Source organism: Paraburkholderia sp. RL18-085-BIA-A (genome assembly GCF_046027075.1).
GTDB lineage: Bacteria > Pseudomonadota > Gammaproteobacteria > Burkholderiales > Burkholderiaceae > Paraburkholderia.
The window spans coordinates 1-18,404 of record NZ_JARESU010000152.1 but is presented as its reverse complement, the minus strand read 5'-3'; the positions used below and the strand labels follow the sequence as shown (position 1 = coordinate 18,404).

Below are 18,404 nucleotides of genomic sequence, written 5' to 3'. Positions count from 1 at the left end.
TCCGGCCATCTCGTTTCATGGGCGATGCTCTCAATAGCTATCGCTCAAGCATAGACCATCTGTCCGCAAAATTCCTGACCTATGAGTAAGACCAGTTTCAAGAAGCCCCCGGTGCAATCTGGGGCGACCTTGCACCTGCCCCATGCGTGGTGACGTTACTGGTTCGAAACAACGAATGCGCAATCGACGAATGTATGCGCGCGACGCTGACCGTAGGCGACAGCCTCCTCAGGACACGCAAATTCAAGCGACTCTGTATAACTTGCAATCACGTGCTCCGGAAGGAAGTAACCTTCCTCATGAATGTACCAGGTGACGGTATAGCGTGGCTCGACACCGTTAAAGGAGAGCGCGGTGATCTCGGCGACGCGCACGCATACTCCGAGGCCTCGGTAGGGTCGGCAGCGGTGGTCACGCACGTCTCCTTTAGCGGATGAACACCTCTTTGCAACGGCTGTTTCAGATCGTGCCTTCGGAACCTGTTGGCACGCCGCGGAATCGATCCATAAGATTATGTTCTGCATGTCTTTAAAGAAGTATGTGTCGAGCCCCACGCGTGAAGCACTCACCAATCGTAAATAGGGGCGGACCACGCTGAGCGCGAATTACTATCATAGGCGCCAGGGTTATATAGATGCACAGAGCTATTCGGAAACATCGCAGTCGTCGTCAATGATCAAATACCAAATGACCCTGGCGCGGTGGCCACGACCAGCGAGAAGGGAATTGTCGCGCTATATGTCGCTTGATGCGACTAAAAGCCCAGGGGGACCTCCTTTAACTTCACGCGGAGCACGCGATACACAAGGGATGTATAGGCGAGCGGCAGTGGACGCACGGAGAGATCTGCGCCCCAAACATGAATGAGAGACTGCTGTTCGGCGCAGCCACGTCACGCGCCGTCATCGAAAGTAGAATCGTGTAAGTCCAGAACGACACCGCAAGTCTGGCAAACGACGAGGTGAGGATCAACGACGACATTGCAGAAGGTACCCGGTCATTTGCGCGCGCGACGCTCCGACATAGTACGAATCCAGCGGCTACCGAAAAGCCATCGATAGAACGCCAGCCTGGTTGCAAGATTGAGTCCTTCAAGTACTGCCAACCAAGCCGCAAGCCCAATGGCGAAGAACGACAAAATAATGTGGAATACAACGGCGAACGCAAACTGAATCCGCGACAAAAAGAGAGCTGTCCAGGTCACTTTCTACATCCCTTGGGTTGGCAAACATTTGTGCAACTGTTTGCCCACAAGCGTTCGCGTCGATAGACTACGACCCGCCAGGCAAGGTTGTTCTGTCGTGCCAGGCCGAGAGTAGTGAAACGATACGTTCTTGCGGGCATCCCTTTTTCTTCCGATCTGGAACGTTCCTGGATAGGCTCCGCCTTCGATCAAGCGGTTCTTATCCAGTGATTTATCCGGAATGTTCGCTGCAGAGAAACGCGCAGGCAGCGCCACATTCAGCACTCGGTCCGGGTCGACGAGCAGGAAATGCTTTGCAGCTAGCGCGGCAGCGCGTCCGTCGGGTGTAGTGATGTCGCACGCCACAGTCTGACCGTGACGCCACCTTGAGCGCGTATGGCCGTGGCCTTCGCCGTCGCCTCAAGCTTCCAAGGGTTGATGCCGCCATCACCACGTTCACGGCTTTGGTGGCTAAAGGCCTCCGCACGGCCGCAGCCCAGCCCGCTAATTGGGCCGCAAACCAGCGCGGTTCTACCTTGGATTCCCATATCCATATCCTGCTTCCTCTGATCGGACCGCGCCCCGCTCCACATGCATGGCAAAGCGGGACGGCGGGTCGAGGGATGGAGTGTCTTGTTCGAAGTGCTGCGTCGACACATTGGCCAGGAGCGGCCGTTAGGCGCGCGTTGCCGATTACAGCGCGCTTGCGGCCACCCCGTTTCACCCAGGAATTCCTACAAATTTAAGTGAAGACCCCCAGGTCCGCAGCTTCCGGCGACAGCGGTCAGGTTGCCGGTCAACATGGCTTCGCCTTCGGCGGCGAACGCTCCCGCCTCCTCATGACGAACATGGAGCCACTCAATGTCGCTCTCATTCATGTGGTGAGCGATGGGATTCAGCGTGTCGCCCACGATCCCATAGCAATGCTTTACGTCCGCCGAAACGAAGGTGTCTACAATAATTTCGGCAACTTTCTTTCTCATGTCGGCGCTCCTGAAGGGGGCCTGTTCATGAAGTGACCAACCACCCTTGTAAAACCCAGGCACGGAGTCCGTCACTGCCCGTCGCGCTCACCGGATCGGTGAGATGATCACCATATTCTGACTGGGCGCCCTAACATCTGGTATCCCCCTGAGGAGGGATCCGCACAATGATGGCTCCTCCTTGCCTCACACCTGAAGTATGGATCAGCTAGTTGCCAGAGCGAGCAGACGTCGGCCAATCTGAGTGCCGCGCGGCAAGGAATTCGACAGCCGCTCGAGCGTCGAAGTGAAATGGCGCTGTTGCACATCCGCCTGTCCAGCGTCACCGCGGGCCTCGTGAATCGCCGCCGCAGTGCGGTGAAGCCGCCAGTCCGCTAGTGGAGTTTCGAATCCCTCCGCAGCCGCGAACGCCTTGTTGATACTATCGAGTGCGATGACCGGATCGCCGCGATCCAGCGCCTCACGCGCAACGACTTCCCATGCCAGGGCCTGCCACGTCCGGTCTGCGGTGGCGAGGGCGAGCTTCACGAACTCCTGCGCGCGTGATCTGGCGGTGTGATGGTCTCCCGCCATCATTGCTGCCTCGGCGGCTCCCCATTCGATTGCCAGTTTCCAGTACCAGTCGAACGTGGTGGGAGTGGCGTCCATCTGACGGTCCGCTTCAGCAAACAGCGACGAGGCCCGTACGCTATCCCCCAATCCTAGGTAGGCGAGGCCCGCGAGCACAATACACGCACGGTGTTGCACTGGCACAAGTGCGCCAGAAACGGTTTCGTCCGCTCGCGCGGTCGAGGTTGCAGCCGGCACGAGCCGTTGGTAGATTTCAATGACCGTCTCGTAGTCCATCGTGTGCACAAACAACCATCCCTGATAGATCTCGAGGGTGCGAGCGGCAAAATAATCACCGTTCTCGCGGAAAAACATCATGCCCAGATCGAACGATTCGATCGCCCGTCCCAGCTCCCCCACGAAGAGATGAGCCCACGGCGTACCCATCCGGATCATCCACGTCGCCATCGCGAGGTCAAAGCCCGGATGTTCGACCGCGTGCTCAAAGAGGATCTGATAATTCGTCCGCACAGTCCCGAGGGCTTCGCGATACCGGGAGGAAATGATGCACAGCATGCTGTATTCCATATTCGCCCGGGCGATCACCAGTGGATCCCCCGTCTCGCGCAGCATGCGGATCGCACGCTCGCACTCGGTCAGATCCGCGTGTGACCAGCCGCTGGCCCAGATACGGCGTACATAGGCACTCACGCGCACCAGCGCGCTGACGCGCAGGTCGGGATGCGATGCACTGAGCGTCAGCGCTTCGTTCAGCATCCCGATGCAACGTTGCCTGTCGCTCCAGCTAAAGACGTAGGCGAGGCCGAGCATGGCACGCAATTGCGCATCGAGCCGGCCAATCGTACGTGCCTGCTCCTCGAGTTCGATCCAGGCCGCCTCGGCGCGCGGATCATGCCCCGCAGCGTAAAGCGACGCGCGCGCCTCGGCAAACTCAAAACTTTTCAGCGGACGCAAATCAGCTGGCAACTTTGTGGTGAGCGAAGCGGCAAGATCGAGAATCGACTGCGCCTCGCGATACGCAAAGCGAAGCCTCGCGGTTTGCAACGCAATGCGCAGATAGTCGATCGCCTTGAGCCACTCCCTCGCGTCAGCGAAATGTTGCGCGAGCTCGTATGCCACCTCCGCCCTCTGATCGCGAGGAAAGATCGCCTCGAGCCGTTCCGCGATTTGCCGATGCAAACGGGTGCGACGGATCAGCCCTTGATGCCCATAGAACGCGCTGCGAATGAGGGCATGGTCGAAACAGAACATAGTCGCCGCGCCCCCGTCGGGTAAGCGTTTCACCCCGCAACGTCGAATGAAACGTTGATTGCGTGCCAGCGCCTCGCACAGATCGTCGAAACGCTCCGTCGACAAACCCGCGGCCTCGGCCACGGTCGCCGATAAAAAGGAGAGCCCTGCCACGCTTGCGGCTTCAAGCAGATTCCGCTCGTCGCTACCCAGCCGCCGGATTCTCCCCTCGATCGTCTGGATAATCGTGCGGGGGGAGGTCGTGCTAATCACCGCTAATGGCACCAATGGCCGCCAGCCGGTCGCCGTCTTGCGAAGCATGTTGCGCTCCACGAGATCGGCGAGGGTCGCCCGCATAAACAGCGGGTTGCCGCCGCAACGTTGTACGATTCGATAGCACAGTTCTTCCTCGGCAGGGTCGACATGATCGCGGCCTGTCAGCCACGAAACCACCGCGTCGCCAGCAAGTGGGCCAAGCGCCAGATCGCGGCACAAGTCCCTCAGCGAAAGCTCGTGGTGCAGTTCCTCAATTGGGTGGTCAGCCAGCGCCGCCTCCGTCGGCCGGTAAGTGACGACGACCATCAGGCGCAGAGCTCCTGACTGGCCCGCAATCGCCGCCAGCAAATCAATGGTTGAGTGGTCCGCCCAATGAAGATCTTCGAATATCAGAATCAGCGGCTGTGTCCGCGTCAGAGAGGCCAGCACGCCGCAGATTTCCCGCAGCATGCGTTCGCGCGAAGCGCCAACGATCTGCCGCAGCAGGGACTCGCGGACATGGCTCGCCACCTGGCCCGGGAGCTGCAACGCCCACGTGGGCGCAAGCGTCACCAGCGCTTTCACGACTTCATTGCCGCGGGCTCCCTCACAAAGTTGCCCGAGAGCCTGCAGAACTGGATAAAAAGGTTCCGTGCCGCCATAACCCTCGACACAATGCCCTTCAGCGACCCACGCATCGTCATGCTCGAACCTCTGGGCGGCAACGAACTGCTTGAGCAACGCGGTCTTGCCGATTCCTGGTTCACCGGTAACCACCACGAGCTGACTGTTGCCGGCTCTGGCCCGCTCGATCGCAGCGGCCAGTTGCTGCAGTTCGCTCGTGCGACCGACAAAGTGGCCGTTGCTCTCGTCGCTTGCAATCTGCTGATATCCCGTTGAAGGGACCTCTACGGGCGCGACGAAACGGTATCCGCGTCCGCGCAGCGTTTCGATGTAGCGAGGGTGCTGCGCGCTATCGCCGAGCCGTGTCCGGATCATCTGTATCTGGGCCTTCACGACTTCGGGCTGTACGTGCACATCGGGCCACACCGCTTCGAGCAGCGCGTGGTGGGTAATCAGCGCACCGCGATTCTCGACCAAAAACCGCAACACGCCGTAGGTCTTGGGCGTTAAGTCAACCCGTTCGGGTGGCGCGCCGGCATCCAGCCTCCAAAGGCATTCGTTCGCCATATCCAGACGAAAGCCGGCGAAACTGATCGAAGAATGCGTACTCGACTGAGCTTTCATACCAACCTTGCTCCTCACACCTGGATGAGGCCCAATTGGGTGGCGCGGGTGACCGCTTCCGCGCGGTTTTTCGCAGCAAGCTTTACAAATATCTTCTTTGCATGAGACTTGACGGTCTCAGCCGCGATGCGCAAATTGACCGCGATCTGCTTGTTCGACAGGCCTTGGCTCATCAGGACCAGAATACTATGCTCCCGGCTGCTTAGCACGACGGTAGGCCGGCCAGTCGTCGGACGTTTTGCTACAACGCTGCGAGCCGCACGCCATCGTGACAGAAGACTGCCAATATACGGCAGCAGTACGCGAACCTCGCCTTGCGCGGCGGGATCGCCCCGCTGCAGCACCGCGAGCAGTTCGCCGACCCGAGGGCCGCTATCGACAAACGTCTGATGAAGCCCTACCGTCGCCCCCAGTTTCAGGGTCCGCAAGAAAATAGACGCGGCGTCCTTCTGCTCCCCGACGGCAAGAAGCGCATCGATCAAACACACCGCCACCTGCACGGCGAGATAGAGTTCATTCCGGCACACAGCTTCGCAATGCAACTGTCGCAGCGCCGACACATCGTCGAGCGTCGCGCCGCATGCCACGCGTAGACGGGCGCGAGCCAATACCCGGTAACCTGAAATTCCGGCGCCCCCTGGGCTGGTCGCTGCGCCGTGCGCCTGCTCTAATGCAGCAAGCTGCGCAAGACACGCCTCTGCGCCGCATCTGTCGTCCTGTTCGAGAAGCAGACCGATCCGTCCTGCGACGCATGCCGCCACGAGGCGTGGCCAGCTCCGCCTTTGCCCCAGCGCCTCGGCTTCCTTCAGAATCAGCTGCGCAAAGTCGAACTGGCCGCGTGAGGCGGCGATTTTCGCGAGCGTTGTATAGGCACGCTCAGCGCTCTCGATGGTCCCGCCCTTGCAAATCTGCGCAAGGCGCTGCGACAGCCATGTCTGCGCTTCGTCAACCATGCCTTGCTCGTAGAGAACCTGCCCGACGATGCTGGCCGCGAACGACGCGACCGACAGATCGCCGCCGTATACGCTGCGGCACTCACTGATGGCGTCTTCGGCCAGCAAACGGGCCGCGGGAAAACGCAACTGATTCATCTCCACTGCGGCCATCAACGACAGATCGAACATCCTGGCGACTCGATGCAGCCTCGTCGGCAAGACGTCCGCATTGCTTTGCCCGACCGCGTGGAGGCGTTCGAAATCGCCGAGCTTCCAGTACGCGTACCGGCAGATGGTCCGTGCGATAGCGACGATCGATTCGCGGCCACAGTAGCGTATCGTGGACAAGGCAAGCGCTAGTGCAGCAGCGCAATTGTCCTGCAGGACGAGGCTGGCAGCGCGCAACGCCATGATCTCCCAGCGCCTCGCGTCGCGCTCCACAGAGGGCAGATCGTTAAGCGACAGTTCGATTTTCTCGACGATCTCCAATGCCGCCTTGCATTCGAGACGCAGTAACGCCTGCCAGGCGCGGGCCGTCATCAACGACAGACGGCTGACGTTCACATCCGTCAACACGCGACTTATTCGTGCAAGCTGAAACACCTCCTGGGCTCTGCCGGACCCGCCACCATACATCGCCGGAGACGACGGCAATGCGTCACGCTCGGGCTCGGGTCCGGCCGCATCGTCGTAATAAATGTCTTCGGGCGAAACAGGCTCGAATGAAACCAGTTCTTTCGAAATACGCCTAGTGATAGTCGCGTCACTCAACTCAAAACCCCTAAAAAAACAAACTTGCCCGCCCCAGCAGGGCGAGACGCACACGCTTTCCGTCAGGGTAAGGTGCTCGACATCCAGAAGGGTGAATTTTTGGTCTTGATTGGGTAATGAATGGTCCAGTCCGCATTACCGCAACGCGTGACGCGCTCGTGAGCCCGCCGGGTCGGTATTGATCTGTACAGTTGTTCAGATGATTGCAATTTTATAAACGAAGATGTCGTGAAACCCGCCTCAAGCGGCCAGAGCCGGGCGGAGCCGGTGCTCGGCGTGGCGAGAGCACGTCGGGCGAATCGCTGGTAGCCGCCTCCAGGCGCTGTCATCAGGACCAGTTGCTCCTCAAGCGTGCGCCCTTCCGGTTCCACCAGCGAGAGCTTTTCCGCAATGAGTTGCTGCTGCGACGTCGTCGTGGCAAGCCTGTCTGCCAGACCTCTCTGATAAAGCGCCACTGTTCTGTCGCTAGCGAACGCGACCACAGCCACTTTTCTGCGCCGAAATGCCTTGCGAGAAGGCGCACGATCGCGTGCCAGCAGGATCTCGCCAACGATGCTGAAGAGCCAGTCGGGGAAATAAGCGCCGAGCACGCCGAGAGACGGCGCGCTCGCGCAACCAGACGTGAGTAACACGCAGGCGGACGCAGGCCCGTAGCGCATCTCTACCGTGCACCCTTGTCGGAGGGCGGCTAGCGCAAGGCGGGGGCGTTCAGAGGCCAGTTGAGTTGGCTACCGATTGACACTGACAAGGGCCGCTAACGGAGCGTCACACTTACGCGCTGCCCCGTCGTCAACAATCCTCGTTTCCGGATCACTGCTTGTCCAATTGCGACACCCGTTCCACCGTGGGGATTCGTCTCCTCGCTATCAAGGAGCGCAGCGCCGAATACGCAGGCGCAACCATCGGATAGTCCTTGGGAAGTCCCCACTTGGCGCGGTATTGCTCGGGAGACATGCCATATTTCCGCTTCAGGTAGCGCTTGAGGGACCTCAGCTTGTGACCGTCTTCCAGACATACGAGGAAATCGTTCGTGACTGACTCGCTGATTGGTACGGCCGCTCCCGGCTCACCGGCAAGCGTGTTCACATGACCCCGCAGCGCAGCCAGGGCAGCATGCGTGCTCGATATGAACGCGGGCAGCTCATCTGCCGGCAACGCGTTGTGGGAGACAAAGCTCGCCACAATCGCAGCGGTCAACTCTGTCAGGTCGGTGTTTGCTGTCACAAGGAGGGTTCGCCTATCTATTGCAACGTTCCGTCACATTCTACAAATGAAGAATGCAGTTTCTAAACGGTCAAGCGATTGTTGATCGCTGACGGTATATGCCCTCACGGGCATGCACTCACTTCTCTTGAACGAGTTCCACGTTGGTGGGCGGTGGCCGGGCGCCCGAAGCACATGAGCCTGTCAGGCAAGGCGAATGTTTGGTTGAACCAGTCCGTTGATCCGTTCCGCCGTCCAGAGCAGTGTCGCTTTGCGAAACCCGTGCAGCGCCTGCTGATGACGCCGGTACAACATCGCGTGACTGAACTGGGCGAGGTGCCCCCGAATGAGCCCCCCCGGAAAGAAGCCAAAGCGCCCTAGCGTGCCGAACGCGTCATAGTCGCTCAATGACACGAGCGATCCAAAATCCCGGAATACAAAGTCGGGAAACGGCTTGTTTTGGCAGAGCCATTCCGGCAGGTGGCGGGCCAGATAATTCGCCTGCTGAGCGGCTACCTGCGCGGTAGGAGGAAGCGGTCGCTGCGCACCTTCCGGCGTGAGGCTCGCACAATCGCCGAGAGCGAAGATCTGCTCATCGTGCAAGACCTGAAGCGTCCTCGACACCACGATCTGGTTTGCCCGGTTGGTCTCCAGACCAGCGAGGCGGTTCATGAAATCTGGCGCTTTGACACCGGCAGCCCATACCATCAAATCCGCTTCGGCGAGAGTCCCGTCCCCGTACCGAAAACCTCCTGGTTCCGCCGAAGTGACCGCAGTAGAGGTCAATACGCGAAAGCCGATGTTTTCGAGCCGTTGCTGGCTAGACGCAGAAATCTCCTGTGGGAAGGCAGGTAGCACGCGCGGCCCGCTCTCAAGAAGAGTCAGACTCAGCCTGTCCCGGATGGTGGTATCGCCATAGCTACCAGCAAGCTCGAGAAGACGGCTCAGCTCTGCCGATAACTCGACGCCGGTCGCGCCGGCTCCGACAATCGCCACTCTCAACTGCTCATCCTTGACGACGCTGCGAATAGCACGCGCGCGCAACGCGACGTTGAACGTCTCTGCTTGCTGTTGGCTGTCGATGAGATGGCATTGCTCCTTTACACCCGGCACACCAAAATCGTTCGCGCGACTGCCTAGCGACAGCACCAGCACATCGTATGGAACCGCTCGCGGCTCAAGCACCAACTTACCGTCCTGCGCCCTTATCGCGTCAAGCTGCACCTCGCGCAGTTGCCGGTCCAGTCCGCACATCTCTCCCGGTTGATATGTGAAACCGTGGTCGCGCGCGTGCGCGAGATAAATTACCCGCTGCTGGTTCACGTCACGCGTACCGGCCGCAATCGTATGCAGCATCGGCTTCCATATATGCGTCGGGCTGCGGTCGATCAAAGTGATGGTAGCCTCACCCGGCCGGCCCAACCGGTCGCCGAGCCTGGTCGCAAGTAGAATCCCAGCGATTCCCCCACCTACAATCACGATACGAGTTGGTTTTCTCATTGCAAACACTCAACGAATGATGGACAACGTCCGATAGCCCGGCGGGCCGCTTTGCTTAGCGCCACACTCACCGCGTCGTCGCTGGATTGCGTCGACGAGCCGGTGAGTTCGATCTGTTTGGTTTGTATACGTGTTCCGACATCAGGTTCTCCTTGGTTTGAGGCGGATTACGCGGCATCGCGATGTGCCACGATATCCACGCATGACGTACGCCGCGGCTTGCTGCTTTCGCAATCGCGCGAGCGCACGTGTGTCAACAACTTACGGACATTGAAGGCATGGCCCTCGCATCCGTCGCGGTCCTCAATAACGGACCGCGTTCTGCAAATTTGAGCCGTTCAGCTCCCACACTTCATCGTCAACGATCGCAGGCTGTGGTGGCCTGCCAACCGTATCCGGGATGCTGTTGGACAACCCATGGCCGCGCAGGTCAGAAACCGGGCGCAGGTCTCAGGCCTACCACCTGGTGGTGATGACACCCTTGTCTGGGCGCATCACTCGATTACCTGCGTGTGCTACGTACTTGAAAGTGATCGATGCGCCACCAAACCGCACACCAAGTCGTTCGATGTCGTCGATTCAGTTACAAGCTCAAGCTGTCCACCCATCGAAGCGCAGAACCGATTTTCACCGGCCATCGAATCTCCCGACACGCAGAAACGTCGCCAAGGAGACGAATCGACGGCTCTCGTCCCCTGGCGCGCTGTCCATGGGTGCACAGCGACCTCCGCCGTTTCAATCGCAATCGGAAACGGCGGAGACGGAATGGCGTCCTTTGATTGCAGGAAGCTGACCAATATCAACGGTAAAGCCGTCGCGCTCCTGGCCGATTTCGCAAAAGCGCAGGTCGGACACCCTCACCGCGTCAGCCATTCGGGCTTGCTCGAGCCTCGTGGCACGAGCACCGTCCTGAAGGACCCGGGAGTCTTCGACAGGACGACCTGGTCGGTCATGCCCTGATACGTGCCCAGCGGGGTCTCCGCCGTGAACAGATCGGGCGCGACGTAGGCGTGCTCGTCGGAAGATCCGGCGGTCGCCCGGGCATAGTCCCTGTCGAAGATGCCGAGCGAGAACAGCCACAGCACGGTTCGGGTCAGGGAAACGGTGACCCGATAGCTGCCACCCTCGACCGCACGCCGGCGCAGCGCCGCGAGCACGCCGACCGTGCCGAGCCAGCCCACCACGTTGTCGACAATGGGGATGATCGGCGGCGATTTCGGACGCGCGAGCGTACCTTCGACGGCGAACAGCCCCGAGACGGCCGCGCCGATTTCATCGAACCCCGGACGATACTTCCAGGGGCCCTTGGCGCCGTGAAGCAGGACACTGGCATGGATCAATCCAGGCTTCCTGCCGCAGAGTTCCTCGGCCTCGAGACCATGGCGTTCCAGATAGCCCGGACGCTTGTTTGCGAAGAAGACATCGGCATCCTTCAGCAGGAGATCGAATTTCGCGCGATCCTCCTTCGAGTAGTCCAGGATCGTCGAGCGCATCCCGACCTGAGTGTCCCACGCGAACGCCTCGATCTCGCTGTCGTCGAACGGCCGCCAGATGTTGAGGACATCGGCCCCGTGCAAAGCGAGGTCTCTCCCGATGGCCGCTCCGGCAATCACGTGACCCATCCCAAGTGCGCGAATGCCGTCCAGCGGACTCGCGCCCTCTTTGCTGAAAGGGATCGGCTCGCTTTCGCCGATCTTTTCCACGTTGATCAGCGACATTCTCGAGAGGACCTCGGTGTACTGAAGCTCCTTGCTGAATTCCTCGAAAGTGCGCACCTTCGCGATGACGATCCCGGCCTCCGCCGCCGCATTCTCCAGGTCGTCCGCGCGCCATTGCAGAATGGCGTTGCGCACGGCTTCCGGGCTGGAGTCGCACCGCAGCAGGCTGAGTTCGCGGGCAGCCAGCTTTGGGTAGATGTTCAGGGGCACGACGTGTCGTCCGTCGCGGGTTTCGCGAAAGAGATTCGTATCGATCTTGAGGGCTGGAGGACGTCCATTGATCGTCTCCCATTTCAGATCGAAGAACCCGGCGAAGCGCCGCAACGCTTTACGAACGTCCACTTCGATGTCCTGTTCCTCGCCGGTCCGCAGTCGCCACAGTGCAGCGACGCCGACGGCCTTCGCGGCCAGGGCGATCGCGGACAACGAGCCGAACCGGAAGAGCGCGGGGATGATCGGATCGCGGCCGTGGAACGTGATCTTGCCACCGCTGTCCGCCGTCGATAACCCGACGTCTTTCAGTACGTCATTGAGCGCGCCGTGCAGGTCGATATCCGCGTTCCGTGCCGGATTCGCGAGATTCGATTGAATGATTCCGGTGAGCCGATCCGGATCGTTTTCGATTGCAAGATTGGTCGAGTCTTTCATTTGGGAAATTTCTTCAATAAGGGAGTGTCAACTGCCCGCGATCAGTTCACGCGAGCCGCGGCCACGCGTGGCGTGGCCGCATCCGTACCTTTAACGCGCCTTTCCTTTGGTGCGCAGCTCGATGAGTCCGAGCAGCAGCTCATCGCGCTCTGCCTCCAGTTCCTCGATGGACAGCGATCCGACCTCGGCATGAACGCCGTCGATCAGCTTCTTCTGCACTTCCGGCGTCAGCTCCGGCGAGCCCAGTTCCTTCCACCCAGCCGTCATTGGGCCGGCGAACTGATGGAAGAAGTGTTCGATGCCACCCGGGCCGCCGCCGAGATGATTGAGCATCATGTTGCCCATCAAGCCCCAGCGCAGGCCCGGCCCCCAGGAGAGGGCGGTGTCGACGTCGGCGGCGCTCAGCACACCCTCTGACACCAGGTAATAGACCTCGCGCGCCACCGCGAACTGCAGACGGTTGGCGACGTGGCCCCGCAATTCCTTGTTCAGGCGCACCGCCTGTTTCCCGATCGACGTATAGAACTCCATGGCGCGCTGGATCGTCTCTTCCGAGGTCTTGGTCCCGCCGACGATCTCGACCAGCGGAATCAGGTGCGGCGGATTGAACGGATGGCCGACGACGCAGCGCTCGGGATGCAGCACGGCGCCCACCTGGATGCTGCTCATGGGCAGGGTCGACGTGCTCGATGCGATGATCACGTGGGGGGGCAGCAGCTCGTCGAGTTGCCGATAGAGATCCTGCTTGAATTCGAGCCGCTCGGGGCCGTTTTCCTGGACCAGATCCACATCCGTGAGTGCTTGTGCAAGCACGGGCGTAAACGTCAGGTTCGCTTGCGACGCGCCGGGCGCCAGGCCCAATCTCGTGAGCGCCGGCCAGGCAGCCTCCACGAACGCCCTGAGCTGGGCTTCGGCAGTCGGCGCGATGTCCGTCGCAACGACCTTCAGCCCCTTGGCGAGAAACAGCGCGGTCCAGCTGGCACCGATCACGCCGGTGCCGATGATGGCGATGCGGCGAATGGGCTGGCTCTTGGTATCAGTCATGTCATGTCTCCAATGCGTGGGTCAGACTTCGGCATAGGCGATGCCGGTGAGGTTGCCTTGGGCGAAGAGGAAGTTGCGCGGGTTCTTTCCATCGAGGTCGGCGGAATAGACGGAGCCGCCCAGGTCCGTGACGAACATCCGATTACCGGGAATGTCGAGTGCGATGCCGATTCCCTCCATCAGGTGCGTAACGAGGATTTCAGACGTCGCTGTTCCATCGATCGGCGCACGATTGACGCTATTGCCGCGCGGAGGATCGCCGCGGTCGGTCCAGTAGAGGACACGCTTCGCGAGGTCGAGCTCGAGGTCGATGGGCTCCGGCAACCGGTCGAACAGCACTTCGATGTCCGAGCGGTTTGCCGGGCCTTCACCCTGCGGAATCTCGATATTGGCGCGGAAGATGCGGCCCAGGCCGGCGTTGTCCGGACCTTTCTGCGTCCAGTAGAGCTTCTTGTGCTTCGGATCGATCGTGATTCCGACGCACCACCGGGTCTGGTCGAGACGGTCCTGGTCGCTGTGCCCGGTCGCGACCAGCGTGTCGACTTGAGAGCCGTCGAGGTTGGCGCGCATCACGCGCATGCCTTCCCGATCGCACCAATAGAGCGTGCCACCTGCCTTGTCGAGATGAATCTGCTTCGGTGTGTGCGTGACGCCTTGCGGGACGATGACCACGCGGTTCTTGCCATCCAGGTCGGCGCGTTCGATCGAGCCGTCATGGAGGCCGATCGAACCCATGTTGGTCCAGTAGATATGACCGGCATCCACGTCCACGACGATGCCGTCGGGGAGGCGGCAATCCGCGACGATCGTCTTGAGGTCGGATCCGTCGGGATTGATCGAGTGGATGCGGCCACCGCTCAGTTCGAGGAAAACCAAGCGGCCGGAGCGGGTCATGTCCGCGGAAATATTCGTTCCGCTGGTTCGGGGCGAAGTCATAGTGTGTCCTTTCGTGTCATTGCCGTTGGAAGAGAGACTGGATGTCGGGCGCGCGCTGTGTACCGCCGGGTAGCGATCTCGTCGATCATTACCGCTGGCTTTCCGATCCCTTCGCGATCGGAATCGGATGCCGTGAATTGCCCGGCAGGACGTTCATCCGAACCGCGACCACATCGAGGTCCGCAGTGCAATCACCAAGCGGTGGTGTCTGAATCGAACGGTTTGTAGTGCCAATTTTCTGATGGTAGTTGGCGGGGCAAAGGGCGGCTATTACATAAAGCTGGAATACGCCTCGTGTCCCGTACTCGTTAGAGGCATGTCGTTGCGTGAATGACCATTTGACCTTTGATGCTGTTGAAAAAGCCGGCGACGGTCTACATCGCGAGGCTTTCATGGGTCGCTTTACCCTTAACCGAACCGCGCGAACGGCTTGTAGGGCGTTCTGAGAGGTCGATTTTCTGGCCGGCGGTGGGCAACCAACTGCCGCGACTTTTTCAACAGCATCCCTTTGAAACCGGGCATCGCTGGCACGAAGTGTCGTAGGTCCGATTCGGGTCGATTTCGGCGGTTCGTCGGGAGCCCAGGTTCGGCCAGCAGCGGATCGGCGACTCAGCTGTCCGGTGAATGGCATTCCGCATCCGTTGGCGTTCGCCGGCCCCAACCGATTGATGCCGATCCTCTTTATCCAGTACTCTGGCGAAGACCTGCTTATCGGGATCGGCGGTTGTGATGAATCTGGATTTTCGGCTGCCGGTACCCGGAGACTCGGAATGGCTATTTGACACGTACCGGCGAACGATGAATGGTTTCGTTACTTCAGCGTATGGCTGGGACGACAACTTGCAGCAAGCGGGGTTTGCAAAAAGCCTTCGCCAGGGCTCTTGTCAAATAGTTACGTGGGAAGGCGGCCGATGCGGGTTTGTGCACTGGGACGTCGAACCGGATCTCGTATGGCTGAGGATGCTTTGTATCGTGCCGGAGATGCAAAACAAGTCGATCGGCAGTGCAGCGATTGCCAAGGTCATGTCGTTGTCCAGCTACTTACAAAAACCGCTATACCTGAATGTCTTCATATGCAACCGAACTGCCTATGACTGGTACAGCAGAATCGGTTTTGTCGAAATCGAAAACGACGGCAAAGTCTGCACTTTGGTGCTTCCTCCTTCGTCGTCACCGGCCCTTATGGAACCGCATGCGTAATCTCCCAAGCACCCTGTCCCCAGCGGGAACAGCCGGGTTCGTGCGTCAGCTTCGCTCTCGAAACAGCCGCTCGACTGGTAACGCCGTTCGTCGCCTCGTCGACGATGTTTCAAGCTGCAGTCTGCTTACCTGCCTGACCAGCGTGGCAAATGAATCCGCCTGCATTTTTCTCATGATGTTGCCGCGATGTACCTGCACGGTGTATTCGGTGATACCAAGATCTGCGGCCGCCTGCTTGTTGAGCCGGCCGCTTGCGAGTAACGGTAACAGCTCCTGCTCACGAGGCGTCAGCGATTGGTGGAGAGCCTGGAGTACCGCTGTATCTTCCGCCTCCTTGCGAAGAACGTGCGCCCTGGCGATTGCCGCATCAACCGCGCGCATCAACGCGTCTTCATCGAGTGGCTTTGTGAGGAAGTCAATAGCCCCGCCCTTCATGGCGAGGACCGTGGACGGCACATCTGCCCTTCCGGTAATGAAGATGATCGGAATCTGTGAGTCCCTGCTGACAAGCTTCTGGATTTCCAGCCCGCTCATGCCTGGGATTCTCATATCCAGGATCAGGCATGCGATGACATTTTGATGCGGCGTGTCCAGAAACTCTTCGCCAGAGTTAAATGTCTGGACGTCTCTTCCGCTTGAGCGCAACAGCGCAGCGAGTGCTTCTCGCACGCGCCCGTCGTCGTCGACCACGTAGACTAATTCGCTCGCGGATTCCATAGAACCTCTCTATCGTTAGGTGAAAGCCTTTCCCTGTTGGACTAACGGTTTTAAATGTCTGCTTGCCTTCGCGGCCAACGCGTACTATCGATCCATCCACAATCGTCGCAACCCTCTTCGACGAGATCCGCTCGGTGTGTCCGGATGACGGATCGGACCCGAGAAGGTCTTCGATGCCACCGTGGTCAGGATCGTCGAAACGGAGAAATCCTTCGCCGCCTTCGCAACCTGCGCGGCATTGTTGCGAAGCAGAACCGGATCGATCGACTCCGTGGCGAACGCCATTTGCGACAGATGGTCGATCAGGATCAGCGTGTGATCTGCTGGCGAAAGCAGCACTTTTCCCAGGTTGATTCAGCAACGTGATATCGCGTGATGAAGACGGGCCCGCGCTGAGAGCGCCAGGTTGCGACAATTGTGGACGGGTCGGACATGGATGAGAGCCGCAGGAACGATTTCGAAGGAGCGATAGTATTTGACCTTCTCAACTTAAAAAATAGAATGGAACGAATGGATTCCATTCCGTTTCTTTCATGCCTTCTCTTCCCGATCTTGAAGCCTGGGCAATATTTGCCCGTGTTTCCGATCTCGGCTCGTTTGCCAAAGCGGCCGAGTCGCTCGGCAAGTCGCAGCCCACCGTATCGAAGGCGATTGCCCGCCTGGAGCAACGGCTCGGAACAGCGCTGCTATATCGGACATCACGCCGGCTGTCGTTAACCCCGACGGGCTGCATGGCCCTCGAACGCGCGGTCCGCATCCTGAACGAAGGTGAAGCCGTCGAAGCCGAGGCATCGGCGCAAGCGCTCACGCCGCACGGCACTGTGCGCGTCAGTGCGCCGATGTCGTTTGGCCTCAAATATCTGACGCCGCTGATTCCCGAATTTCTCAACCGCTATCCCGACGTCAACGTCGACCTGTCGTTGACAGATACTGTGATCGATGTCGTCGCCGAAGGGTACGATGTGGCACTGCGCATTGCCGAGCTGCCGGACTCGTCGCTACGCTCGCGCAAGCTCTGCGAAGTGCGCCGGCCGCTCGTCGCAAGCACGGACTATCTGTCCCGCAACGGCCGCCCGACGCATCCACGGGAGCTCGCGAACCATGCCTGCCTGATCTACACCAATCTGCCGACGCCCGGCCAATGGCGCTTCCGTCATGCGTCCGGAGACGAGTGCGTGGTGCCCGTGAAGGGGAGAATCAGCAGCAACAATGCCGAGGCCATTATTCCGGCACTGCTTGCGGGACTGGGTCTGGCGCTGCAACCGGAGTTCGTCGTCTGGGATGCGCTGTGCAGGGGCGAACTGGAGGAAGTCTTACCAGACTGGCAGATTGCGAGAGTTCATCTCAACCTTGTCACACCGCCTGGCGGTTTCAGGCCGGCGCGGGTGACAGCGATGCTGGCCTATCTCAGCGAATGTCTTGCGAGCGTGCCCTGGGCGCACACGGAAGACTGAACTCTCATGAATGCAGGAGTTGAGTGCGCAACAAGCTCGCCCGGGTTGCTTCGTCAGATCACTTGTTGGCGTTCGTGGAAGAGGTTGGCGTCATTCACATCGTTTGGTAATCCACAGCGGACCATACTGGTTTCAGGGCATCCACGATTTGTCTTCGCCGCTGGCCACGTGAAGCGCGCGACACTACGTCAGTGCTCTTCCTGAGCGACAGAGTTGACTGGACGGTCGCGCGGGCGGGATGCGGCCGTAACTGAGCGATGTCGTGGGTCGGTGTCTGCTTGAGGCTCAGTGGATATTTTCGGCTGCGGTGCGATGGTTTGTTCGGTGTCGAGCATACGCGCAGAGATGGCCGCGTGAATGACCGATATAGCTTGGAACCTGTCATAACGTTCATACTTGGGCGAGCGGCCGGTGAGGGTCGATCACGGTCGGCCCCGATGCCGGTGACTGTGATGGAGCGTGGGGGAATGGTCGTCAACGCGCAGATTCAGTAAGCCAATGGCAGGACTGCCGATCGCGGGCAACAGAGGCATCGATGCCTCGCGCCTGGATCTTGTCAATTGCGAAACAGTCCCGCCTTTTTGGCGCGCTCTTCTGCGGCACTCGTTCGTCATCTGTCTTCCGGCGAAGGCACGTCATTGCGGCCTGAGCTGCAGATCGTTGCTCACGGATTGCACCCCTGGCACGCCGCGCGTCACGGCAAGCGCTTTCTGAATCCACATATCCTGACAACTGCACGACGCCTCGATACGTCGCGACGCTTATCGGCAACGATCTCAGCCCTGAGTCCGCGACGAGCGCCTGCTTCG

The 18,404-nt window shown here is 59.8% G+C and carries 16 protein-coding genes and 3 pseudogenes; 2 read left to right on the top strand and 17 right to left on the bottom strand.

Annotation, left to right across the window (positions count from 1 at the left end; translation table 11 throughout):
- Window positions 1-155: 155 nt before the first annotated feature.
- The 14 genes and pseudogenes from P0D89_RS44410 to P0D89_RS44345 form a co-directional block, all read right to left on the bottom strand.
- A complete protein-coding gene (locus tag P0D89_RS44410) occupies window positions 156-374 on the bottom strand; it encodes a hypothetical protein (protein WP_408182885.1) in 219 nt (72 codons plus the stop codon).
- A 623-nt stretch (window positions 375-997) separates the two neighbouring features.
- Complete coding sequence (locus P0D89_RS44405) at window positions 998-1,204, bottom strand: cytochrome ubiquinol oxidase subunit I (protein ID WP_408182887.1); 207 nt, start codon at window positions 1,202-1,204, stop codon at window positions 998-1,000.
- A 249-nt stretch (window positions 1,205-1,453) separates the two neighbouring features.
- A pseudogene (locus P0D89_RS44400) lies at window positions 1,454-1,737 on the bottom strand (KR domain-containing protein); the annotation flags it as partial.
- A gap of 180 nt (window positions 1,738-1,917) precedes the next feature.
- Window positions 1,918-2,166, bottom strand: coding sequence for a thiamine pyrophosphate-binding protein (locus tag P0D89_RS44395; RefSeq protein WP_408182889.1), 249 nt, complete (start codon window positions 2,164-2,166; stop codon window positions 1,918-1,920).
- Window positions 2,167-2,370: 204 nt separating this feature from the next.
- Window positions 2,371-5,469, bottom strand: coding sequence for an ATP-binding protein (locus P0D89_RS44390; protein ID WP_408369251.1), 3,099 nt, complete (start codon window positions 5,467-5,469; stop codon window positions 2,371-2,373).
- 14 nt (window positions 5,470-5,483) lie between these two features.
- The gene (locus tag P0D89_RS44385) at window positions 5,484-7,175 is read right to left on the bottom strand and encodes a LuxR C-terminal-related transcriptional regulator (protein ID WP_408369253.1); all 1,692 of its coding nucleotides are present in this window, start codon (window positions 7,173-7,175) and stop codon (window positions 5,484-5,486) included.
- A gap of 62 nt (window positions 7,176-7,237) precedes the next feature.
- Window positions 7,238-7,765, bottom strand: coding sequence for a hypothetical protein (locus P0D89_RS44380; protein WP_408260707.1), 528 nt, complete (start codon window positions 7,763-7,765; stop codon window positions 7,238-7,240).
- A 220-nt stretch (window positions 7,766-7,985) separates the two neighbouring features.
- On the bottom strand, window positions 7,986-8,399 hold the full coding sequence (locus P0D89_RS44375) for a Ros/MucR family transcriptional regulator (RefSeq protein ID WP_317014841.1): 414 nt from the start codon (window positions 8,397-8,399) through the stop codon (window positions 7,986-7,988).
- A 183-nt stretch (window positions 8,400-8,582) separates the two neighbouring features.
- Entirely contained in the window at window positions 8,583-9,878 is a 1,296-nt protein-coding gene (locus tag P0D89_RS44370) for an NAD(P)/FAD-dependent oxidoreductase (RefSeq protein WP_408182898.1), read from the bottom strand.
- On the bottom strand, window positions 9,875-9,991 hold the full coding sequence (locus P0D89_RS44365; RefSeq protein WP_408378609.1) for a dodecin domain-containing protein: 117 nt from the start codon (window positions 9,989-9,991) through the stop codon (window positions 9,875-9,877). The genes P0D89_RS44370 and P0D89_RS44365 overlap by 4 nt, the downstream gene beginning before the upstream one ends.
- A gap of 622 nt (window positions 9,992-10,613) precedes the next feature.
- Complete coding sequence (locus tag P0D89_RS44360; protein ID WP_408182899.1) at window positions 10,614-10,751, bottom strand: hypothetical protein; 138 nt, start codon at window positions 10,749-10,751, stop codon at window positions 10,614-10,616.
- A complete protein-coding gene (locus tag P0D89_RS44355; RefSeq protein WP_408378606.1) occupies window positions 10,736-12,244 on the bottom strand; it encodes a CoA transferase in 1,509 nt (502 codons plus the stop codon). Before P0D89_RS44355 ends, P0D89_RS44360 begins: the two co-directional genes overlap by 16 nt.
- Window positions 12,245-12,334: 90 nt before the next feature.
- On the bottom strand, window positions 12,335-13,288 hold the full coding sequence (locus P0D89_RS44350; RefSeq protein WP_408378603.1) for a 3-hydroxyacyl-CoA dehydrogenase NAD-binding domain-containing protein: 954 nt from the start codon (window positions 13,286-13,288) through the stop codon (window positions 12,335-12,337).
- Window positions 13,289-13,309: 21 nt separating this feature from the next.
- Window positions 13,310-14,224 (bottom strand): 3-hydroxyacyl-CoA dehydrogenase, encoded by a 915-nt coding sequence (locus P0D89_RS44345; protein WP_408378601.1) that lies wholly within the window; start codon window positions 14,222-14,224, stop codon window positions 13,310-13,312.
- Window positions 14,225-14,953: 729 nt separating this feature from the next.
- On the opposite strand from P0D89_RS44345, the gene P0D89_RS44340 reads away from it, so the two are divergent.
- Window positions 14,954-15,424 (top strand): GNAT family N-acetyltransferase, encoded by a 471-nt coding sequence (locus tag P0D89_RS44340; RefSeq protein ID WP_408370543.1) that lies wholly within the window; start codon window positions 14,954-14,956, stop codon window positions 15,422-15,424.
- A 45-nt stretch (window positions 15,425-15,469) separates the two neighbouring features.
- Here P0D89_RS44340 and P0D89_RS44335 read toward each other — a convergent pair whose 3' ends face one another.
- Together P0D89_RS44335 and P0D89_RS44330 are read right to left on the bottom strand one after the other, a co-directional pair.
- Window positions 15,470-16,141 carry a response regulator transcription factor gene (locus P0D89_RS44335; RefSeq protein WP_408370545.1) on the bottom strand — a complete coding sequence of 224 codons (672 nt, stop codon included), beginning with the start codon at window positions 16,139-16,141 and terminating at the stop codon, window positions 15,470-15,472.
- Window positions 16,142-16,291: 150 nt separating this feature from the next.
- Window positions 16,292-16,495, bottom strand: a pseudogene (locus P0D89_RS44330) (hydrolase); the annotation flags it as partial.
- A 179-nt stretch (window positions 16,496-16,674) separates the two neighbouring features.
- On the opposite strand from P0D89_RS44330, the gene P0D89_RS44325 reads away from it, so the two are divergent.
- Window positions 16,675-17,595 carry a LysR family transcriptional regulator gene (locus P0D89_RS44325; RefSeq protein WP_408370547.1) on the top strand — a complete coding sequence of 307 codons (921 nt, stop codon included), beginning with the start codon at window positions 16,675-16,677 and terminating at the stop codon, window positions 17,593-17,595.
- Window positions 17,596-18,230: 635 nt separating this feature from the next.
- Here P0D89_RS44325 and P0D89_RS44320 read toward each other — a convergent pair.
- Window positions 18,231-18,404: pseudogene (locus tag P0D89_RS44320) on the bottom strand (BON domain-containing protein); the annotation flags it as partial.

What these genes read in the sequence shown, in the direction of transcription:
- P0D89_RS44355 (WP_408378606.1), bottom strand. Translation starts at nt 12,244, where the DNA reads ATGAAAGACTCGACCAATCTTGCAATCGAAAACGATCCGGATCGGCTC.
- P0D89_RS44370 (WP_408182898.1), bottom strand. Translation starts at nt 9,878, where the DNA reads ATGAGAAAACCAACTCGTATCGTGATTGTAGGTGGGGGAATCGCTGGG.
- P0D89_RS44325 (WP_408370547.1), top strand. Translation starts at nt 16,675, where the DNA reads ATGCCTTCTCTTCCCGATCTTGAAGCCTGGGCAATATTTGCCCGTGTT.
- P0D89_RS44335 (WP_408370545.1), bottom strand. Translation starts at nt 16,141, where the DNA reads ATGGAATCCGCGAGCGAATTAGTCTACGTGGTCGACGACGACGGGCGC.
- P0D89_RS44390 (WP_408369251.1), bottom strand. Translation starts at nt 5,469, where the DNA reads ATGAAAGCTCAGTCGAGTACGCATTCTTCGATCAGTTTCGCCGGCTTT.
- P0D89_RS44395 (WP_408182889.1), bottom strand. Translation starts at nt 2,166, where the DNA reads ATGAGAAAGAAAGTTGCCGAAATTATTGTAGACACCTTCGTTTCGGCG.
- P0D89_RS44350 (WP_408378603.1), bottom strand. Translation starts at nt 13,288, where the DNA reads ATGACTGATACCAAGAGCCAGCCCATTCGCCGCATCGCCATCATCGGC.
- P0D89_RS44340 (WP_408370543.1), top strand. Translation starts at nt 14,954, where the DNA reads ATGAATCTGGATTTTCGGCTGCCGGTACCCGGAGACTCGGAATGGCTA.
- P0D89_RS44345 (WP_408378601.1), bottom strand. Translation starts at nt 14,224, where the DNA reads ATGACTTCGCCCCGAACCAGCGGAACGAATATTTCCGCGGACATGACC.
- P0D89_RS44360 (WP_408182899.1), bottom strand. Translation starts at nt 10,751, where the DNA reads ATGGCTGACGCGGTGAGGGTGTCCGACCTGCGCTTTTGCGAAATCGGC.